Origin of the sequence: Pseudoxanthomonas mexicana, from assembly GCF_046736355.1 — a bacterium.
GTDB lineage: Bacteria > Pseudomonadota > Gammaproteobacteria > Xanthomonadales > Xanthomonadaceae > Pseudoxanthomonas_A > Pseudoxanthomonas_A mexicana_B.
Genome location: NZ_CP157201.1, coordinates 1486111 through 1504045, shown reverse-complemented (window position 1 = coordinate 1504045; position 17935 = coordinate 1486111). Strand labels below are relative to the sequence as shown.

17 protein-coding genes and 2 pseudogenes are annotated in these 17935 nt (G+C 65.2%); 2 read left to right on the top strand and 17 right to left on the bottom strand.

Translation table 11 applies throughout. The features are described 5' to 3' along the window. Positions 1 to 103 precede the first annotated feature (103 nt). Positions 104 to 226, top strand: a pseudogene (locus AAG688_RS06885) (leucine zipper domain-containing protein); the annotation flags it as partial. A 119-nt stretch (positions 227 to 345) separates the two neighbouring features. Here AAG688_RS06885 and AAG688_RS06880 read toward each other — a convergent pair. The 11 genes and pseudogenes from AAG688_RS06880 to rlmD all read right to left on the bottom strand — a co-directional run bounded on the left by AAG688_RS06880 (position 346) and on the right by rlmD (position 11428). Continuing rightward, positions 346 to 801 (bottom strand): hypothetical protein, encoded by a 456-nt coding sequence (locus tag AAG688_RS06880; RefSeq protein ID WP_411834610.1) that lies wholly within the window; start codon positions 799 to 801, stop codon positions 346 to 348. Beyond that, positions 782 to 2788 (bottom strand): hypothetical protein, encoded by a 2007-nt coding sequence (locus tag AAG688_RS06875; RefSeq protein WP_411834609.1) that lies wholly within the window; start codon positions 2786 to 2788, stop codon positions 782 to 784. Before AAG688_RS06875 ends, AAG688_RS06880 begins: the two co-directional genes overlap by 20 nt. After that, positions 2785 to 4506, bottom strand: coding sequence for a hypothetical protein (locus AAG688_RS06870; RefSeq protein WP_330947196.1), 1722 nt, complete (start codon positions 4504 to 4506; stop codon positions 2785 to 2787). Before AAG688_RS06870 ends, AAG688_RS06875 begins: the two co-directional genes overlap by 4 nt. Beyond that, a complete protein-coding gene (locus tag AAG688_RS06865; protein ID WP_411834608.1) occupies positions 4499 to 5836 on the bottom strand; it encodes a tyrosine-type recombinase/integrase in 1338 nt (445 codons plus the stop codon). Before AAG688_RS06865 ends, AAG688_RS06870 begins: the two co-directional genes overlap by 8 nt. Positions 5837 to 5929: 93 nt before the next feature. Beyond that, positions 5930 to 6514 (bottom strand): annotated as a pseudogene (locus tag AAG688_RS06860) (DNA alkylation response protein); the annotation flags it as partial. Between the two features lie 167 nt (positions 6515 to 6681). Further along, positions 6682 to 6888, bottom strand: coding sequence for a cold-shock protein (locus AAG688_RS06855; protein WP_097119939.1), 207 nt, complete (start codon positions 6886 to 6888; stop codon positions 6682 to 6684). 89 nt (positions 6889 to 6977) lie between these two features. Beyond that, positions 6978 to 7727, bottom strand: coding sequence for an S-methyl-5'-thioinosine phosphorylase (locus AAG688_RS06850; RefSeq protein ID WP_411834607.1), 750 nt, complete (start codon positions 7725 to 7727; stop codon positions 6978 to 6980). Continuing rightward, complete coding sequence (locus AAG688_RS06845) at positions 7724 to 8299, bottom strand: hypoxanthine-guanine phosphoribosyltransferase (RefSeq protein WP_411834606.1); 576 nt, start codon at positions 8297 to 8299, stop codon at positions 7724 to 7726. The genes AAG688_RS06850 and AAG688_RS06845 overlap by 4 nt, the downstream gene beginning before the upstream one ends. Then, complete coding sequence (nagZ, locus tag AAG688_RS06840; protein WP_411834605.1) at positions 8300 to 9307, bottom strand: beta-N-acetylhexosaminidase; 1008 nt, start codon at positions 9305 to 9307, stop codon at positions 8300 to 8302. Between the two features lie 8 nt (positions 9308 to 9315). Beyond that, positions 9316 to 9834, bottom strand: a complete 519-nt coding sequence (locus AAG688_RS06835; protein WP_411834604.1) for a CYTH domain-containing protein — start codon at positions 9832 to 9834, stop codon at positions 9316 to 9318. A gap of 250 nt (positions 9835 to 10084) precedes the next feature. After that, positions 10085 to 11428, bottom strand: a complete 1344-nt coding sequence (gene rlmD / locus AAG688_RS06830) for a 23S rRNA (uracil(1939)-C(5))-methyltransferase RlmD (RefSeq protein ID WP_411834603.1) — start codon at positions 11426 to 11428, stop codon at positions 10085 to 10087. Between the two features lie 113 nt (positions 11429 to 11541). On the opposite strand from rlmD, the gene AAG688_RS06825 reads away from it, so the two are divergent. After that, positions 11542 to 12261: a response regulator gene (locus AAG688_RS06825; protein ID WP_411834602.1), complete on the top strand. Its 720-nt coding sequence runs from the start codon at positions 11542 to 11544 to the stop codon at positions 12259 to 12261. On the opposite strand, the gene recO is transcribed toward AAG688_RS06825, so the two are convergent. The 6 genes from recO to lepA form a co-directional block, all read right to left on the bottom strand. Continuing rightward, positions 12256 to 12996 (bottom strand): DNA repair protein RecO, encoded by a 741-nt coding sequence (recO, locus tag AAG688_RS06820; RefSeq protein WP_411834601.1) that lies wholly within the window; start codon positions 12994 to 12996, stop codon positions 12256 to 12258. The genes AAG688_RS06825 and recO overlap by 6 nt on opposite strands. Positions 12997 to 13149: 153 nt before the next feature. Next, entirely contained in the window at positions 13150 to 14064 is a 915-nt protein-coding gene (era, locus tag AAG688_RS06815) for a GTPase Era (protein ID WP_411834599.1), read from the bottom strand. Next, positions 14061 to 14723, bottom strand: a complete 663-nt coding sequence (rnc, locus tag AAG688_RS06810) for a ribonuclease III (protein WP_411834598.1) — start codon at positions 14721 to 14723, stop codon at positions 14061 to 14063. The genes era and rnc overlap by 4 nt, the downstream gene beginning before the upstream one ends. Positions 14724 to 14725: 2 nt before the next feature. Further along, the gene (locus tag AAG688_RS06805; protein ID WP_411834597.1) at positions 14726 to 15106 is read right to left on the bottom strand and encodes a DUF4845 domain-containing protein; all 381 of its coding nucleotides are present in this window, start codon (positions 15104 to 15106) and stop codon (positions 14726 to 14728) included. Positions 15107 to 15161: 55 nt separating this feature from the next. Continuing rightward, a complete protein-coding gene (gene lepB / locus AAG688_RS06800; RefSeq protein ID WP_411834596.1) occupies positions 15162 to 15956 on the bottom strand; it encodes a signal peptidase I in 795 nt (264 codons plus the stop codon). Positions 15957 to 16074: 118 nt separating this feature from the next. Further along, on the bottom strand, positions 16075 to 17868 hold the full coding sequence (lepA, locus tag AAG688_RS06795; protein ID WP_411834595.1) for a translation elongation factor 4: 1794 nt from the start codon (positions 17866 to 17868) through the stop codon (positions 16075 to 16077). Positions 17869 to 17935 lie beyond the last annotated feature (67 nt).

The window sequence follows — 17935 nt, the reverse complement described above, 5'->3', positions numbered from 1 at the left end:
CCCTCGATAATGGTCCCTAGCTGTGATCTCTCAGTAGGTTGTTCATCCGGGGTGATCCCGGAACACTGGAGGTGCGACCCATCAAGCACCCCAGGAGCCCCGGATGAACCTGCATAAACATGCCCGTCTTACGCCTCGCGGTTGAGCCCTTCTTGTTGAACGGGTGATCGACCACGGCCTGCGGGTCGAGGAAGCCGCCCACGCCGCGGGAGTGAGCGTCAGAACGGGGTGAACCCCTTCTGTCCATGCACCCAACTCCGCGGACAATCCATTCTCCAATTGCGGCCCACCTTCCGAACAAGTTCGTAGCCAACGCCGCATGACAATTTCCCTCCCTTCGCTCTACTACTGTTCGACCAGACGGGACCCAAGACTGACGACATTCTGATTGACCATCTGGCGCAACGAAACGACCTCCCTCCAGAGTTCAAGCAGCTCCCTTTCGGCTGACATCAGTTTGCTTTGGGCAAGATCCCTATCGCGCTTGAGCTCCTCTATCCGATCCCTCATGCTCTGATTTCTACGACGGGCAGCCCTTAGCTCCTCACGCGGAGTTCGTGAGCTCTTCAGTGGCGCCCCACTCGTCGCGATCCATCCCTGAATTTCCCTGACCAACGCAGGGAACCGTTCCTTCTTCAATGCACTTGGATCCTTACCGGCTTCGCGAGCGACATTATTCTGCGTGACCGGCGTCCCCTTAGGCAGAGTTTCCGGTTTGCCCAGCTTGAGCCGGAGAAACGCAGCACGAAAGGCTGCCTCGGCCTTACCCATAACAGAAGGATCAATCCGCATCGATAACATTCAATGCCTCCTTCACCGCCACTTCCTGCGCATCGAAGCACTCACGCAACAACGAATCTACGCTATCCACGTCGACGATGGCTTGGGCAATCAATCGACCTACTCTCTCGATCTGGTCTCGCTTGGCCTTGCTGATCAGAGCCTTGTCGCAACGCGTGCACTCCGAAAGATGATCGATGCCGCCATAGGGGCAATAGTCCCGGTTCAAGCAGACGCCCAATACGGTTTCACGAATAGAAATTTGTCCTTTCTTGGCCATGGACAAGAGCTGATTCGCGGTGCGCTGGCTGATGAACTCAACCATACGGGATTTGTGCTTCTCGCCGAGAGGCGAGGCGAACTCATCCCCGAGCAACGACGAGGCCCGTGTCGCCAATGCCTGAAACATCGTCTCGATGAACTCGGTGGTCATGGCCCGGTTCAGCCGGAGCCGCGAGAACCCCTGTCCGTAGTACAAGGACATCGTCGGGGTCTGGTGCTTCATCTCATACTGCAGGCTCGGCAGCGACACAATCCCGCTATGCGTGGCGTTCACGTTCAAGGTACGCCGCAACTGGTGGAATGTGAAATTCCACGGCTTCCCGACCGCGTACCGATCCATATCCAGCGAAGGCGTAACCAGCCTCGCCGCCTGTAGATCCTCTTCCGTGATCAGAATTTCCTTTGGGTCGAACAAGCGGGGACAACGCATACGCCATTCACGGAACGACAACGCCTTTCGCACCTCCTCGCCCAACCCGATATCGTTTACCCTCAAGACGCCCCACGGCTCGTACGTACGGGTGATAAGGTACGGGTTCTCGACCAACGCCTGAGCCACCTCGAAGCGAGGATCTTCGAGGGCAGTGGTCATCCGCATCCTGGCAACCGACGACATCGCCTCCACCGCAATTTTCGCGGTAGGGCTCGTGATCCAGATCGCATTGTCGTCGTCGACTGTCTTGCGTGTATCGCCCTGCAGTAGATAGACATCGCCCACCCGCTCATCGTGGTCGACGACCAGACAGTCCGATCGGAGACGTGCAACCTCAGACGCACGCATGCCACTGAAACTGGCTAGGTAAACGCTACCCACGAACTGCACTGCACCGAAGTACTTCGACAGCAACCTGACTCCCGATCCTTCATCGAGAGTCGACCCTACATCAACGACCCACTTCTCGATAACCTCCGCCACACCGAATGCCCTCGCGGTGTCGGCAAAAGAGCCGAGCCCAGCGGCGGCGTTGGTTTGGAACGCACTCATGCGCGGTCCAGGCGGCAACTCGTAGAACGCCGCGAGCGACCCGTGTTTCCGTTGATACACATCGAGGCAGTGATGGTAGATCGCCTCGAAATCGTCACACCGTCGATTGAACTCCTCCAGCATCTCACGGCACCTCTTCATCTGGTACAGCCACAGCCGCGGCGGAATGTAGGGATGCTGCCGCTTGGTGGTCTCCGGTGCAGACTTGATGATCATCTGGAGACGTTCCGGCGGCAAAATCTCGAACTGCAGGAACTCCCGCGCGTTGTACAACTCAAACAGCATAGACATCACGACGCCCAGCTTGGACTTGTGCACAACGCCACTGACCTTCGCAACCACCTTTGGGTATCGAGCCAGATCGGACACGAGGATACCGTTGTCGTTACAGAGCTTGAACAAGGGGCGCAACGAGGCGATATAGAAGCTCAGCGTGTCAGCCGTGACCAGGTTCCGTTCGCCGTACATGTAGTAGATCATCACCTGCTTCAACAACTCGCTGTTTCCTGAACTCAGGCGCAAACTATCGCGGCGCCTGGGAGCCACGCCAAAATCCAGTCGCACGGGCTTGCCAGCTAGCCAAGACAGATTCCAACTAGGGTCGGCGTAACGGCAGACCACTGCTCCCGCCATATCCACCGCTATCGGAAAATCCGGCGGGGGCGGAAACGAAGGCAACAGGTAGTTGGCGATGCCAGGGACAGCATAGGGACTGTCCAGCTTTAACACGAATTCATTCACGCCATGACCTCCGACAGCAGAATGAAACCCGCCCACCGCGGGTGATAATCTTCTTCCAGGCAACGTGTTTCCGCTTCCCGGACCCAATCAGCATGCACGCCGCTACGCGATCCGAAGTCAGTCAGGATGTCGTTGATCCTCTCGACCACCATCAGCGGCGCATTCGTTTTCAGGTCGGCGTCGACGCGCTTGTATTTGGCCAGTTCCAGCCGCTTTAGCATCCTGAAACTGGCCATCGACCACGCGTAATCAAGACTTTCGATCCCGCGGTACAGGTCACAGAAGAAGCAACCGGCAGGGTTCCGACAATCAGGCTCTGGTGCACGTTCGCTCACGCCCGCCGCCCGCGCGGGCGTCTGCGATGCGCATCCGCCTGGAGCAGGTGCTGCTTGCAGCGAATCTTCGACCCCTTGGAAGTACTTGGTCCACTCGATCGCGGCCACCTGATGATTTGGTTTGAGGTAGATCCGCTCGAGGGTCGCCACGTCGTGCTGCGCCATCTCTGCCACCACGGCGTTGTCACCCGCGGCCCGGGCGAGCCAGTTGATCCGCGTACCGCGCAGCATTTGCGGCGCGATGAACGGCCTGCCCAGCTTCGCCAGAAATCGCCGTACGTTCTCGATATTGAAGACGGCCCCAGGAGGCGCACCCTTCCGCGAAAAAACCGGAAACAAGAGTTCCGAGTATCCCCCGGGAATCGCCCGGAGGCGGAAATCGAGATACCGTTCGAAGTAAGGGCGATACTCGCTGTAGATCTCGAACTCTACATCTCCCTTCTTCCGGCCCTTGTACTTGCGCACTGCATATCCGTCCATGAAGCTCTCATACCGATAATCGCCCAGCGTCAGTGCCATTGCCTGCGCTTTGTTCATGCCCGTCTGCGCCACGAAGATCAAGAACTCGGCGCAGATCCGCAGGTTGATGACCATGAGCCGCTCCTCCAGCTTTGGCTCGGTCGATCGCCTGTTGCGACGGGCACGTATGACCTTTGGCGAACCAAACGGTCGGTTCTCGGCGTCAGTCTCTGCCAGAACCCGGCTTGTGGGCTGCAGACCGCACCACAATTCATGGGATTTCCCGGTGGATCGCAACTTGACATGCACGGGCAACGGCCCCAGACAATCGTCGAAACTCAAGCTCTCGACGATGTCCAGCAAGTCGATGCCGAAGGATTGCGTTCCGGCGAGGTTTTGCTTGTCCGCCTCAGTACCGAGAGCCTGATTCGACTTGCGAGGCTTCTTGAGCCTCGTTCCTTTCGACATCGATACGTAAGGAACATCCATGGCTCGCGAGAACAATCTAGCAACCGTTTTCCCCTGGTGATACACCACTCTCTCTTTCAGTTCACGCAAGCGAACGCGTTGGTACAGATACTCCACCCACGCTTTGAACCACTCCCTGACGTTCGACAGATTGACGTCACCGGACTGCTTATCCACGAACGCGTAGAAGGAACGGAGATGGCTGTAGAAATTTCGGACGGTTTGATCCCTGTCTCCCTGCGCGGCCTCAGCTTCCAGGAATTCGAAGACAAGCTCGATTGTGTCTAGGCGCTTCTCAATTGGACGCCCGAACTCACCACAGGCAATCCTCTCGACAACATTTGATGCATTGGCTCCGCCAGCGCCACGCCACAACAGCGTATCTACATACAATCGCACTTGGCGCTCGGTATAACTCACGGGCAGCAACATCCTTGGCGGCGCGAACTCACGCATCGACCGGCTCTTCCTGCCCAGCAAGCCTGCTTCCGAAAAGGAACTTCGTGAACTCATTGGCCCAGTACGCCTTGACCTTTTGTTGCTTGACGAAGGTGATGTAACGCGCCGCCGTTGCTTCGTCCTTATGCAGAAGCAGATCACGAATCAAGGAAATGATGTCGCCCCACCCAACGGATGCACCAGGCATCCGAGTAGCCGCTTCCGCCAGAGAAGTGGCAAACGTTGCGCGCGATCGGTGGAACTTGAACCCCTTGAGATTGAGACCTTCGATGGCTGCCGCCTTGCGCAGGCGCAACATATCGACATTCACCGAGGGGCTCTTGCCATTATCCCGTGTCGCGTACGGCTTGCCATACCGATTAAGGAAGACCAGATTCTTGTGCTCCGGCGCTGCCAGCGCCTCCCGCCGAAGTCGCCGTTCGGAATTTACGTATGCACGCATTTCCAATAGGAGTTCCGTTGGAATGATCACCCGCCCGGTCACACCGAACTTTGTCCTGACTGGCGCGCCGCGCACACCTGGCCCGATGTTCAGGTAGTGAAGCAATGGAGTTTCCGCGAGACGCACCGCATTCGTCAACGTAGCCAGCTTGAGATCGCATATCGATCCCAATCGCATTCCTGTGAGGAATCCGAGACGCAGCATCAAGTTGAATTCCAAGCTGCTATGCCTGGCCGACAACTCGAGGATGCTGTCGCGCTCTTCCAGGCTAACGGGAAGCAGCCCATCCTCGAGTTTGACAGCATTGCGATTCTTGTTCGGAATGCTGAGTTCAGAACTCGCAACTGCGATTGTCCGATTGAATCCGTGTTCGTCGCTAACCGTGATCGGAACAATCCGATCCTTCCAGAGCGGCCAGTCTGCCGAAATCAACCTCTCACTCCTAACCCACCGATACCACTTGATCACTCCCGCCATGTGCGCTGTTGCGACCGAGGCAGCGATACGATCCTTCTTTCGCAACATGACGAGGTGGCCGCGGAAACGGGTCGTCGGCCGATCTGCTTTCTTTTTGGGGAACTGGCTCCAATGTAGCTCCGGCTGGGACTCAAGAAACTTCATGTAAGCCAAGAGCGCTTGCGCCGTCGCCTCCAGCGTCGCGACAGACAACTGCTCACTGAGCACCAAGTCTGCGCGTGCGGCGAAATACAGGTTCGCTTCTGTCCACGGCTCCCCTGACCCCCAGTAGAGAACAGGCACTCCATTGACTGCCTGCAATTCGGATCGGCCATCCACATCGTGAGCCTTCGCCACCCACCGAATCCCGGCTCCTTCCGCCAGAAGAAACTCGTGAGGCGTGAAACAAATCCTGTCTAGGCGCGCCATCCCCTTCCTCGGACGCCGTCATTCGATGCAGGGAAGGGTATCGACAACCACTCATGATGTCCATGGTCTTCTATGTCATATATGTGCGTCCATAGCTTTCATGACATCCTTACCCTGCTTCTCGGTCATGCCCATGCCCAGGGTGACGCCGGCCTTGCCGGCGATGGGCACGTCGCGCGGGTCGTAGCGCTGCGCGGCGACCTTGTCGGCCCATTCGCGCAGCGCCGGCTCGCGGCGCAGCACCGGCACCGCGGCGTGGGTCATCGTCAGCGGGCAACTGGTGCCGGCCTCGACCTGGTGGTGCAGGTAGCTCAGCGCCGCGCGCGCGACATGCCGCCCGGGCCTGTCGCCTGCCCACGACAGGCCGGCCACGCCGTGGCCGATGGCCGCCTCCATCAGCCGATGGTAGGCCGGATGGAACTCGACCGCGTCGATACGGTGGCCGTGGCGATCGTGGGTCTTCAGCCGCGGGCGATCGCGGTTGGCGTCGAAGCCGAGGCGGTACAACTCGTCGCCGGCCAGCGCGGCGTAGCGAGCCAGCGCCTCGGCGAACGCCGCGCCGCCCTCGCGGTCGACGGCCTCGCGCAGCGTGAGGTCATCGGCCCACAGGTCGCGTGGCTCGAACGGCGGCGGCTGATTGTCGACCGCATGGGTCTCGAAGGGGGGCCATCCGCTCATCGCGCTCTCCCGTGTGCCTGCAGTGCCTGCGGGCGATTGTGCTGCATTCCCCATGCCGGCGCCCGGCAGCGCGCTCCCGGCCGGGCGACCGGCGTCACGGAAACGGGCCGTGCCGCGGGCACAAAAAACCCCGCCGCAGCGGGGTTCAAGGGAATCTTGAAGCGGTTTCAGGCAGCCGGGGTGATGTTGGAAGCCTGGGCGCCCTTCGGGCCCTGGGTCACTTCATAGCTGACGCGCTGGCCTTCCTGCAGGCTGCGGAAGCCCTTGGAATTGATCGCGGTGTGGTGCGCAAAGACATCGGCGCTGCCATCTTCTGGCGCGATGAATCCGAAGCCCTTGGCGTCGTTGAACCATTTCACAGTACCGTACGGCATAGCGCTTGCGTTTCCTTGAGTGTTGACGGGTGGATGTGTGACAGACCGCCACACGCGCCGAGTATGCAAATCCCGGGCCGTGTTGACAATCACCCGTGCGCGAGCGCCCCGATCAGCTCCGGCAGCGCGGCCGAGGCCGCCTCGACGTTGGCCAGCACCTCCGGCATCGTGATCTCCAGCCCGTCGCCGCAGCCGGCGGCCCAGTTGGCGACGATCGCCAGGCAGGCATAGTCCAGCCCCAGCTCGCGCGCCAGCGCGGCCTCGGGCATGCCGGTCATGCCGACCAGGTCGCAGCCGTCGCGGCGCATCCGCGCGATCTCGGCGCGGGTTTCCAGCCGCGGGCCCTGGGTGGCGCCGTAGCAGCCGCCGTCGACCACGTCCGCGCCCACGGCCGCAGCGGCCGCCAGCACGTCGCCGCGCAGCCGCGGCGTGTACGGGTCGCCGAAATCCACGTGCAGCACCTCCTCGCCCGGCTCCTCGCAGATCGTCGGGATGCGGCCCCAGGTGTAGTCGATGATCTGGTCCGGGCAGGCCAGCACGCGCGGGCCGAAGCGTTCGGTGATGCCGCCGACGGTGTTGAGCGCCAGCACGCGGGCGGCGCCGAGCTGCTTCAGCGCGGCCAGGTTGGCGCGATAATTGATGCGGTGCGGCGGCACCGAGTGGCCCTCGCCGTGGCGGGCCAGGAAGGCGACGCGGCGCTCGCCCAGCCGCCCGATCCGGACCGGGCCGGAAGGTGCACCGAAGCGCGTGTCCACCTCGTGCGTTTCCACGTCCTGCAATGCGGCCAACCGGTAGACACCGGTGCCGCCGATGACCGCCAGCGCGATCTCGCCGCTCATGCCCCTTCCTTCAACGCATACACGCCGGGCAGGTTGCGGCCCTGCTCGTGGTAGTCCATGCCGAAGCCGAACACGTAGCGGTCCGGCACTTCCAGCCCCGCGTAGTCGGCGCAGACGCCTTCGATGCAACGGTCGTGGCGCTTGACCGTCATCGCCGCGATGCGCACGTCGGTGGCGCCCTGTTCCAGGCACCACTGGCGCACGGCCTGCAAGGTATAGCCCTCGTCGAGGATGTCATCGACCAGCAGCACGCGGCGGCCGTACAGCGCGGTGGCCGGGCGATGCTTCCACACCAGTTCGCCGCCCTCGGTCGCGCCGCGGTAGCGGGTGGCGTGCAGGTAGTCGAATTCCAGATCGACGCCATGCGCGCCCAGCGCCAGCGCCAGCAGGCCGGAGAACGGCAGCGCGCCGTGCATGATGGTCAGGTAGACCGGCACTTCGCCGGCGTAGTCGCGCGCGATGCGCCCGGCCATCGCCTCGATGGCGGTTTCCAGTTGCGCGCGGTCCAGCAGCAGTTCCGAGCGCGGCAGCGCCTCGGCCAGCGAGGGGCGTTGATTCCCGAGGTTCGACATCTATGCGGTTCCCTGTTCTGGGCGCGGCAGTCTCGCCTGCGCCTGGTGATAGCGGTGGTCGGCCAGCAGGCCGTCCCAGCCCAGCGCGCCGCGGCCGATCAGGCCCAGCAGCGCGGCGGTGTTGCAGCGGCGTCCCGCGACCGCCTTCAGCGATTCGTCGACCAGCCTGGGCGAGCACACCAGCACGACGTCGCAGCCGGCGTCGAGGTGATCGTCGATGCGCGCCTTGACCCCGCCGGCGGAGAACGCCGCGGCCATGCCGATGTCGTCGGAGAACACCACGCCGCGGAAGCCCATCTCCTCGCGCAGCACGGTCTGGATCCAGTACGGCGAATAGCCGGCCGGCTCCGGCGCGACCGCCGGGTAGGCCACGTGCGCCATCATCACCGCGTCGGCACCGGCTTCGATGCCGGCCGCGAACGGCACCAGGTCCTCGTTGCGCAGCACCTCCAGCGGGCGCGGATCCACCGCGTCGTCGAAGTGCGTGTCCTCCAGCACGGTGCCGTGGCCGGGGAAGTGCTTGAGCGTGGCCGGCATGCCGACCGCGTGCATGCCGCGAACGTAGGCGCGGGTGAACTCGGCCACCACCTGCGGCTCGGCGGCGAAGGCGCGATCGCCGATGGCGCGGTTGCCGCGCGCCAGGTCCACCACCGGCGCGAAGCTCAGGTCGATGCCGCTGGCGCGCACCTCGCTGGCCATCAGCCAGGCGTGCTCCTCGGCCAGCGCCAGCGCCGCCTGCGGATCGCGCGCATGCAGGCGGCCGAATGCCTCCAGCGGCGGCAGCGCGCTGTAGCCGTCGCGGAAGCGCTGCACGCGGCCGCCCTCCTGGTCGACGCAGATGAGCTGCGGCCGCGGCGCGGCGGCGCGGATCGCCGCGCACAGCTCGGTCACCTGCTGGCGCGAGGCGAAGTTGCGGGTGAACAGGATGACGCCGGCCACCGCGTCGTGCTGCAGCCAGTCGCGCTCGGGCGCGCTGAGTTCGGTGCCGGCGATGCCAATGACGAGCATGGAAATCCTCAGGGAATGTCGGCGGCGGCGCGCTCGGCTTCGCTCCATTGCGAATACGGGCGCGCGGCCAGGGCCAGATTGTAATAGCGCGGCGCGTCGGTCACTTCACGCCCCGCCCACGCAGGCCGGGCGAACGGCTCGGCGGCGTCGCGCAACTCGATCTCGGCCACCACCAGCCCGGCGTTGTCGCCGAGGAACTCGTCCACCTCCCACAGGTGGCCTTCGTGGCGGACCAGGTGGCGGCGCTTGTCGACGATGCCGCCCACGCACAGTGCCAGCAGCGCCTGCGCGTCGGTGACCGGAATCCGGTAGTCGAATTCCTGCCGGGTATGGCCGAGCTCGCGCGACTTGAGGTTCAGGTAGGCTGCCTCGCCCTGGATGCGCACGCGCACCGATGCCTTCTGCTCGCCCCGATCCATCGCGCCGAGATCGTTGAGGTAACCCTGCGCCATCGGAATGACCTCATGCGCGGCATCGCGCCAGGCGTCGCCGGTGACGAGGAATTTGCGTTCGATTTCCAGGGGCATGGGGGAGGCCGGGATTGGGGCTAGAGGCTAGAGGCTAGAGGCTAGAGGCTAGAGGCTAGAGGCTTGCAGGATGTTCCACTGAACGAGGAAAGCAAGCGTCCACAGGTCCTTCGACCATTATTCCGGCGCAAGCTGGAATGACCGCTGGAAACGGCATTCCTCTTTCTGCATCCGACGACCGCGCGGCCGCTCATCCCGTCCCGAATCCCGAATCCCTAATCCCTAATCCCGAATCCCCAATCCCGGCCACTCATCCCCTCTCGAACAGCGCAATCGACTCCACGTGCGCCGTATGCGGGAACATGTCCATCACTCCGGCCGACCTGAGCGCGTAGCCCTGCTCGTTGACCAGGTAGGCGGCGTCGCGCGCCAGCGAGCCGGGATGGCAGCTGACGTAGACGATGCGGTCGAACTGCTTCAGCGGCAGCTGCTTCAGCACGTCGATCGCGCCCGATCGCGGCGGATCCAGCAGCAGCTTGTCGAAGCCCTGCCGCATCCACGGCGTGCCGCGCTGGTCCTGGGTCAGGTCGGCGGCATGGAACTGCACGTTGTGCAGCCCGTTGTGCGCGGCGTTTTCGCGCGCGCGCGCCACCAGCCCGGCTTCGCCCTCGACGCCGACCACCTCGCCGGCCAGCCGCGCCAGCGGCAGGGTGAAGTTGCCCAGTCCGCAGAACAGATCCAGCACGCGATCCTGCGGCTGCGGTTCCAGCAGTTCGAAGGTTCGCGCGATCATCTTCTGGTTCAGCCCGGCGTTGACCTGGATGAAGTCCAGCGGACGGAACAGCAGTTCGATCTTCCACTGCGGCAGCGCGAAGGCCAGCTTCGGCGCCTGCGGCCACAGGGCATGCACGCTCTCCAGGCCGCCCGGCTGCAGGAACACCGCCCAGTCCCGCGCCTGCGCGAACGCGGCCAGCGCCGCCAGGTCCGCATCGCCCAGCGGCTGCAGGTGGCGCACCACCAGCGCGATGCCGCTGAACCCGTCGGCCGCATCGCCGGCGATGAACTCGATCTGCGGGATGTGCGCGCGCGCCTGCAATCCATCGACCAGTTGCGCCAGCGCGGCGATGCGCAGGCCGATCTCCGGGATCACGGTGTGGCATTCCGACAGGTCCGCCACGAAGCGCGGATCCTGCTCGCGGAAACCGACCAGCGTCTTGTCCTTCTTGTCCACCCGCCGCACCGAGAAACGACCCTTGCGGCGGTAGCCCCAGCTCGCATCGGTCAGCGGCGGCAGCACCGAGGCCGGCGCCACGTGGCCGATGCGCTCCAGGTTGTCCAGCAGCACCTGCTGCTTGGCCTCGATCTGCCGCGACTCGTCCAGGTGCTGCAGCACGCAGCCGCCGCAGCTGCCGAAATGCAGACAGCGCGGGACGACCCGCTGCGGCGAGGCGGCCAGCACCTCCAGCGTGCGCGCCTCGTCGAAATGGCGGTTCTTCGCCGTCTGCTCGGCCATCACCCGCTCGCCCGGCAGCGCACCGGCGACGAACACCGCCTTGCCCTCGCGTCGCGCCACGCCGCGTCCATCGTGGCTCAGGTCCAGGATTTCCGCCTCGAAGGGCGTCTTGTCGATGCGGGGGGAACGGTGTCGTGCCACGTGGCGGAAGGCTGCGTGCGGTTGCGGGCCGCCATTGTCGCAGATGCCCGGCGCCGGCGACCCCATCCCCCTTCGGCGCGATAAGATGCGGCCGGAAAAACAGGAGGCGCGCCATGCCGGACACGGACGACAGGCAACCCAGGCTGCTGCTGGTGGAGGACGATCCCGTCAGCGCCAGTTTCATCGGGACGGTATTGAGTACGCTGCCCGCTTCGGTGGACATCGCCGGCAGTTGCGATGCGGCGCTGGAACGGCCGTCCCACTACGACCTGTGGCTGATCGACGCCAACCTGCCCGACGGCAGCGGCAGCGCGCTGCTGCGGCAGGCCCGGCAGCGGGATCCCGCATTGCGCGCACTGGCCCATACCGCCGACACCTCGCCCACCCTGCACGCGCGCTTGCGCGCCGAGGGTTTCGCCGACGTGCTGGCCAAGCCGCTGGCCGCGCAGGCGCTGCTGGCGGCCGTGCGGGAAGCGCTGGGAATGCCGGCAGCGCCCGCCCCGCCCGGCGCCGTGCCCGGATTGCCGGACTGGGACGAGGAGGCCGCGCTGCGCGCGCTGCATGGACGCCAGCAGCACGTGCTGCAGCTGCGGCAGCTGTTCCTCGACGAGTTGCCGGGGATGCGGCGCGCCATCGTCGATGCCGCCGCCGGCGGCGATGCCGCCGCGATGCGCGAAGTCCTGCACCGCCTGCGCGCCAGTTGCGGTTTCGTCGGCGCGGCGCGGCTGGGCGATGCGGTGGGCCGGCTGCACGACACGCCCGGTTCGGCGACCGCGCTGGAGGACTTCATCGCCGTCTGCAGTGGTCTGGAGGCCCGCTCCGGGCCGCTATGAACGCGCCGGCGCGCGCGCGATGCGATGCAGCTCGCCCGCCATTTCCCAGGACTTCAGGCCGCGCGGGCCGAGGTGGTGGGCCAGCACGCCGCGCAGCGGCAACCGCAGGCTGGCCAGATCGTCGGCCCCCGGTCGTTCGTCGTTCGCCAGCGCGAGCAGCGCATGGCCGGTCGCGGCGCGGCTGCGGTCGGCATGGCCGCGATCGCTGAGCAGTCGGCGCGGGCCGTGCTCGGGATCCAGCCGGTAGCGCGCCGCCGGGTCGATCGCCGCGCCGTCGCCGTCGTGATCGAAGGCGAAACCGAACCCGAGCGCTTCGAGCAGATCCCGCTCGAAGCGCCGCAGCGTCCACGCCAGCGATCCCTCCGTCGCCAGTCCGGCGCGGGTGCGCGCATAGGCCGCATAGAGATCCGGGCTGGGATCCTGCCTGGGCGCCAGCCGCAGGGTCAGTTCGTTGAGGTAGAACGCCGCCAGCGTGGCCTCGCCGCCCAGCCGGGGCGCGGCGTCCAGCGCCTCGGCGGCAATCAGCCGCGCCAGCTCGCCGCGCAGCAGCGCGTCCAGGCGGATGTGCTGCATCGGTTGCAGCGCCGCGCGCAGGACGTGCTTCTTCGGTCCCTGCACGCCGCGCGCGACCAGTCCCAGCCGCCCATGCCCCAGCGTCAGCGTCTCGACCAGCAGGCTGGTCTCGCGCCAGGGACGCGCGTGCAGGACGAAGGCGGGTTCGCCGGTGAGGCGCATGGGGGGCTAGGGGCTAGGGGCTAGGGGCTAGGGGCTAGGGTTAGGGGTTAGGGGCTAGGGATTAGGGATTAGGGATTAGGGATTAGAGGCTAGGGGCGAGGAATGACGAAGGCTTTTTCCTCGTCTCTAGCCCCTAGCCCCTAACCCCTAACCCTACTCATACCCAAACGCCTTCAGCGCCGTCTCGTCGTCCGACCAGCCCTCGCGCACGCGCACCCAGGTCTCCAGGAACACCTTGCGGCCGAACAACCGTTCCATCTGCATGCGCGCCTTGCTGCCGATGTCCTTCAGCCGGGCGCCGCCCTTGCCGATGACGATGGCTTTCTGGCTCTCGCGCTCGACCCAGATCACCGCGCCGATGCGCAGCAGCTCGCCCTCCTCGGTGAAGCGCTCGATTTCCACCGTCGTCGCATACGGCAGCTCTGCGCCGAGCTGGCGCATCAGCTGCTCGCGCACCAGTTCGCCGGCGAGGAAGCGTTCGCTGCGATCGGTGATCTCGTCCTCGCCGAACATCGGCGGCGCCTCGGGCAGCAGGGCCAGCACCTGCTTGACCAGCGCCTCCAGGCCGTTGCGCTTGAGCGCCGACACCGGATGCACGGCGGCGAATTCGCGTCCCTCGCTGACCTTGGCCAGGAACGGCAGCAGTTCGCTCTTGTCGCGCAGGCGATCGACCTTGTTGACCACCAGCACCACCGGGATGCCGGCGTCGCCGAGCACCTTGTAGGCCAGCGTGTCCTCCTCGTCCCAGCGCCCGGCCTCGACCACCATCAGCGCGGCGTCCACGCCTTCCAGCGCGCCGCGCGCCGCCCGGTTCATCACCTTGCTCATCGCCGATGCGGAGAACTTGCCCTGCTGCCGGTGCAGGCCCGGCGTATCGACCAGCGCGATCTGGCCATGCGGGAAGGTGGCGATGCCGAGCAGGCGATGGCGCGTGGTCTGCGGCCGGCTGGACACGATGCTGACCTTGGCGCCGACCAGCGCGTTGGTCAGGGTCGACTTGCCGACGTTGGGACGGCCGATGACGGCAACGCTGCCGCTGCGGTGCACGGGTTCCGGGGACGGGTTCATCTGGAAACGTTCAACCTTTCGATGACGGCGGCGGCGGCCTGCTGCTCTGCGGTGCGGCGCGAGGTGCCCTCGCCCTCGGCGGCCAGCGAGGGATCGACGATCGCGCAGCGGACCTTGAAATGCTTGGCATGATCGTCGCCGCTTTCCTCGATCAGCTCGTAGGTGGGCAGCGCGCGCTGGCGCGCCTGCAGCCATTCCTGCAGCCGCGTCTTGGCATCCTTTTCCGGCTTGCCGACCGGCAGCGCGGCCAGCGCTTCCTCGAACCACGGCAGCACGCGTGCGCGGCAGGCCTCGAATCCGGCATCCAGGTAGACGGCCGCGACCACCGCTTCCAGCGCGTCGGCCAGGATGGAATCGCGGCGGTGCCCGCCGGACTTCATCTCGCCCGGCCCCATCGTCAGCCGCGCGCCCAGTTCCAGCTGCCGCGCGATCGCGGCCAGCGAGGCCTCGCGCACCAGTTCGGCGCGGGCGCGGGTCAGCGCGCCCTCGTCGGCCCTGGGCCAGCGCGCGAACAGCGCCTCGGCCACCAGCAGGTTGACCACGCTGTCGCCGAGGAACTCCAGCCTTTCGTTGTGCGGCGCGCCGGCGCTGCGATGGGTCAGGGCCTGCGCGAGCAGGCCCTCATCCGCGAACTGGTGGCCGATGCGATCCGCGAGCAAACTTACGGCACCGCGCCCTTGCGCGTCAGTTCCTGGGTGGTGTCGAACTTGCCGACCACGTCCAGGTTGCCGACCATCGGCCGGCGCACTTCGTAGTTCACCTTCATCAGCCAGCCGCCTTCCATCCGCTCGATCTTGACGTCGGACTTCTTCACGTTCTCGGAGTAGTTGATGTAGAGCCGGCGGAAGAACAGATCCTGGATCTTCGACGGATCCATGTCGCCGATGCCCGGTTCGGACGCCAGCCCCTTCATCGCCGAACGCACCGCGTAGTACTCCTGGTACATCGGGAACAGCTTCATGCCGATGTAGGCGGCAAAACCCGCAACCGCCAGCACGATCAGGAAGCCGATCAAGGTCATGCCGCTCTGCTTGCGCTTCATTGTGTTTCCCCCGGTTCCCCGTTGAGTGTGCGATCGTCCGGCGCGGCAGGCCGGATCAGCGGATGCGGTTGCCGATCCGCGAGGGCTCGAAGCTGCCCTTGCAGAACCAGCCCTCGCAGTTCAGCCAGATCAGGAACGCCTTGCCGCGCAGGTTTTCCTCGGGCAGGAAGTGGGTCTGGGTCCACAGCCGGCCGTCCTCGCTATTATCACGATTGTCGCCCATGACGAAATAGTGGCCCGGCGGCACCTGCCATTCGCCCTGGCCGACGTGGCGTTCCAGGCCTTCCAGCACCTGGTGCGGGCGGCCCGGGAGCTGCTCCTCCAGCAGGCTGGCGCTGTCCAGCCCGAAGGCGACGCCGCGGCCGGTATAGGTGCCCAGCGTCTGGTACTGGATCTTCTGGCCGTTGATGGTCAGCTCGTTGCCCTGGAACACGATCCGGTCGCCGGGCAGGCCGATGACGCGCTTGATCCAGTTGTTCTGCGGATCGTGCGGCGGCTTGAACACCACCACGTCGCCGCGCGCCGGCTCGCCGATGGGCACGAACTTGTGGTTGTTGATCGGCAGGCGCAGGCCGTAGGCGAACTTGTTGACCAGGATGAAGTCGCCGATCAGCAGGTTGGGCATCATCGAGCTGGAGGGGATCTTGTACGGCTCGGCGACGAAGCTGCGCAGCACCAGCACGATGGCCAGCACCGGGAAAAACGCGCGCGAGTAGTCCACCAGCACCGGCTCTTCGTCCAGCAGCCCGCCGCGCGCGGCGCGGCGCCTGGCGAAGAACAGCTTGTCGCCCAGCCAGATCGCGCCGCTCAGCAGGGTCAGCACGACGAGGATTGTTTCGAACCAGACCATACGGATTCCTAAAAGCGGGAATAGGGAATGGAGAATGGGGAATGGGAGGAGCGGAAACAAAGGCAGGACACGGTGGTCGCTCTACCGATTCCCCATTCCCTATTCCCCATTCCCGGCATCACTTGCTGTCCACCTGCAACACCGCCAGGAAGGCCTCCTGCGGGATCTCCACGCGGCCGACCTGCTTCATGCGCTTCTTGCCTTCCTTCTGCTTTTCCAGAAGCTTCTTCTTGCGGCTGATGTCGCCACCATAGCACTTGGCCAGCACGTTCTTGCGCATCGCCTTGACCGTGGAGCGGGCGATGATCTGCGAGCCGACCGCGGCCTGGATGGCCACGTCGAACATCTGCCGCGGGATCAGTTCGCGCATCTTCTCGGTCAGCTCGCGGCCGCGACGATCGGCGTGGCTGCGGTGCACGATCAGGCTCAGCGCGTCGACCTTGTCGCCGTTGATCAGGGTGTCCAGGCGCACGAACGGGCCGGGCTGGAAGCGCAGGAACGAGTAGTCCAGCGAGGCGTAGCCGCGGCTGACCGACTTGAGCTTGTCGAAGAAGTCCAGCACCACCTCGGCCATCGGCAGCTCGTAGCTGATCTGCACCTGGCTGGCCAGGTACTGGATGCCGATCTGCACGCCGCGCTTTTCCTCGCACAGCTTGATGATGGCGCCGATGTAGGCTTCGGGAGTGAGGATGTTGGCACGGATGATCGGCTCGCGCACCTCCTCGATCAGGTTGGACTGCGGCAGCTTGGCCGGGTTGTCCAGCGAGATCACGCTGCCGTCGGTCTTCAGCACCTCGTAGACCACGGTCGGCGCGGTGGTGATGAGGTCCAGGTCGTACTCGCGTTCCAGCCGCTCCTGCACGATCTCCATGTGCAGCATGCCGAGGAAGCCGCAGCGGAAGCCGAAGCCCATCGCCTCCGAGCTTTCCGGCTCGAAGCGCAGCGCGGCGTCGTTCAGGCGCAGCTTTTCCAGCGCCTCGCGCAGCGCCGGGTAGTCCTCGGCGTTGACCGGGAACAGGCCGGCGAACACGCGCGGCTGCATCTCCTGGAAGCCCGGCAGCGGCCCCGGCGCCGGATCGCCGGCCAGGGTCAGGGTGTCGCCGACCGGCGCGCCGTGCACGTCCTTGATGCTGGCGGTGATCCAGCCCACCTCGCCGGCGCCGAGCTTCTTCATTTCCTTGCGCTTGGGGGTGAACACGCCGACCTTGTCGACCTCGTGGACGCGGCCGGTGGACATCACCAGGATCTTGTTCTTAGGCGCGATCTCGCCCTGCATCACCCGCACCAGCGAGACCACGCCGAGGTAGTTGTCGAACCAGGAATCGATGATCAGCGCCTGCAGCTTGTCGGTGTCGCGCGGCCGCGGCGGCGGGATGCGCTGGACGATCGCCTCCAGCACCAGGTCCACGTTCAGGCCGGTCTTGGCGCTGACCGCCACCGCGTCCTCGGCGTCGATGCCGATGACCGCCTCGATCTCGGCCTTGGCGCGCTCGATGTCGGCGGTCGGCAGGTCGATCTTGTTGAGCACCGGCACCACTTCCAGGCCCTGCTCCACCGCGGTGTAGCAGTTGGCCACCGACTGCGCCTCCACGCCCTGGGCGGCGTCGACCACCAGCAGCGCGCCCTCGCAGGCGGCCAGCGAGCGGCTGACCTCGTAGGAGAAGTCGACGTGGCCGGGGGTGTCGATGAAGTTGAGCTGGTAGACCTGCCCGTCCTTGGCCTTGTACGGCAGCGACACGGACTGGGCCTTGATGGTGATGCCGCGCTCGCGCTCGATCGGATTGGAGTCGAGCACCTGCGCCTCCATCTCGCGGGCCTCGAGGCCGCCGCAGAGCTGGATGATCCGATCGGCCAGGGTGGACTTGCCGTGGTCGACGTGGGCGATGATGGAGAAGTTGCGGATGTTCCGCATGGAATCGGCGGGCATGGGGGGCGGCGGCGAGGCCGTCGTCAGGAAAGTCGGGATTAACGCGACATTA

What these genes read in the sequence shown, in the direction of transcription:
- AAG688_RS06880 (WP_411834610.1), bottom strand. Translation starts at nt 801, where the DNA reads ATGTTATCGATGCGGATTGATCCTTCTGTTATGGGTAAGGCCGAGGCA.
- AAG688_RS06870 (WP_330947196.1), bottom strand. Translation starts at nt 4,506, where the DNA reads ATGCGTGAGTTCGCGCCGCCAAGGATGTTGCTGCCCGTGAGTTATACC.
- AAG688_RS06865 (WP_411834608.1), bottom strand. Translation starts at nt 5,836, where the DNA reads ATGGCGCGCCTAGACAGGATTTGTTTCACGCCTCACGAGTTTCTTCTG.
- AAG688_RS06855 (WP_097119939.1), bottom strand. Translation starts at nt 6,888, where the DNA reads ATGCCGTACGGTACTGTGAAATGGTTCAACGACGCCAAGGGCTTCGGA.
- AAG688_RS06850 (WP_411834607.1), bottom strand. Translation starts at nt 7,727, where the DNA reads ATGAGCGGCGAGATCGCGCTGGCGGTCATCGGCGGCACCGGTGTCTAC.
- AAG688_RS06845 (WP_411834606.1), bottom strand. Translation starts at nt 8,299, where the DNA reads ATGTCGAACCTCGGGAATCAACGCCCCTCGCTGGCCGAGGCGCTGCCG.
- nagZ (WP_411834605.1), bottom strand. Translation starts at nt 9,307, where the DNA reads ATGCTCGTCATTGGCATCGCCGGCACCGAACTCAGCGCGCCCGAGCGC.
- AAG688_RS06835 (WP_411834604.1), bottom strand. Translation starts at nt 9,834, where the DNA reads ATGCCCCTGGAAATCGAACGCAAATTCCTCGTCACCGGCGACGCCTGG.
- AAG688_RS06825 (WP_411834602.1), top strand. Translation starts at nt 11,542, where the DNA reads ATGCCGGACACGGACGACAGGCAACCCAGGCTGCTGCTGGTGGAGGAC.
- recO (WP_411834601.1), bottom strand. Translation starts at nt 12,996, where the DNA reads ATGCGCCTCACCGGCGAACCCGCCTTCGTCCTGCACGCGCGTCCCTGG.
- era (WP_411834599.1), bottom strand. Translation starts at nt 14,064, where the DNA reads ATGAACCCGTCCCCGGAACCCGTGCACCGCAGCGGCAGCGTTGCCGTC.
- AAG688_RS06805 (WP_411834597.1), bottom strand. Translation starts at nt 15,106, where the DNA reads ATGAAGCGCAAGCAGAGCGGCATGACCTTGATCGGCTTCCTGATCGTG.
- lepB (WP_411834596.1), bottom strand. Translation starts at nt 15,956, where the DNA reads ATGGTCTGGTTCGAAACAATCCTCGTCGTGCTGACCCTGCTGAGCGGC.
- lepA (WP_411834595.1), bottom strand. Translation starts at nt 17,868, where the DNA reads ATGCGGAACATCCGCAACTTCTCCATCATCGCCCACGTCGACCACGGC.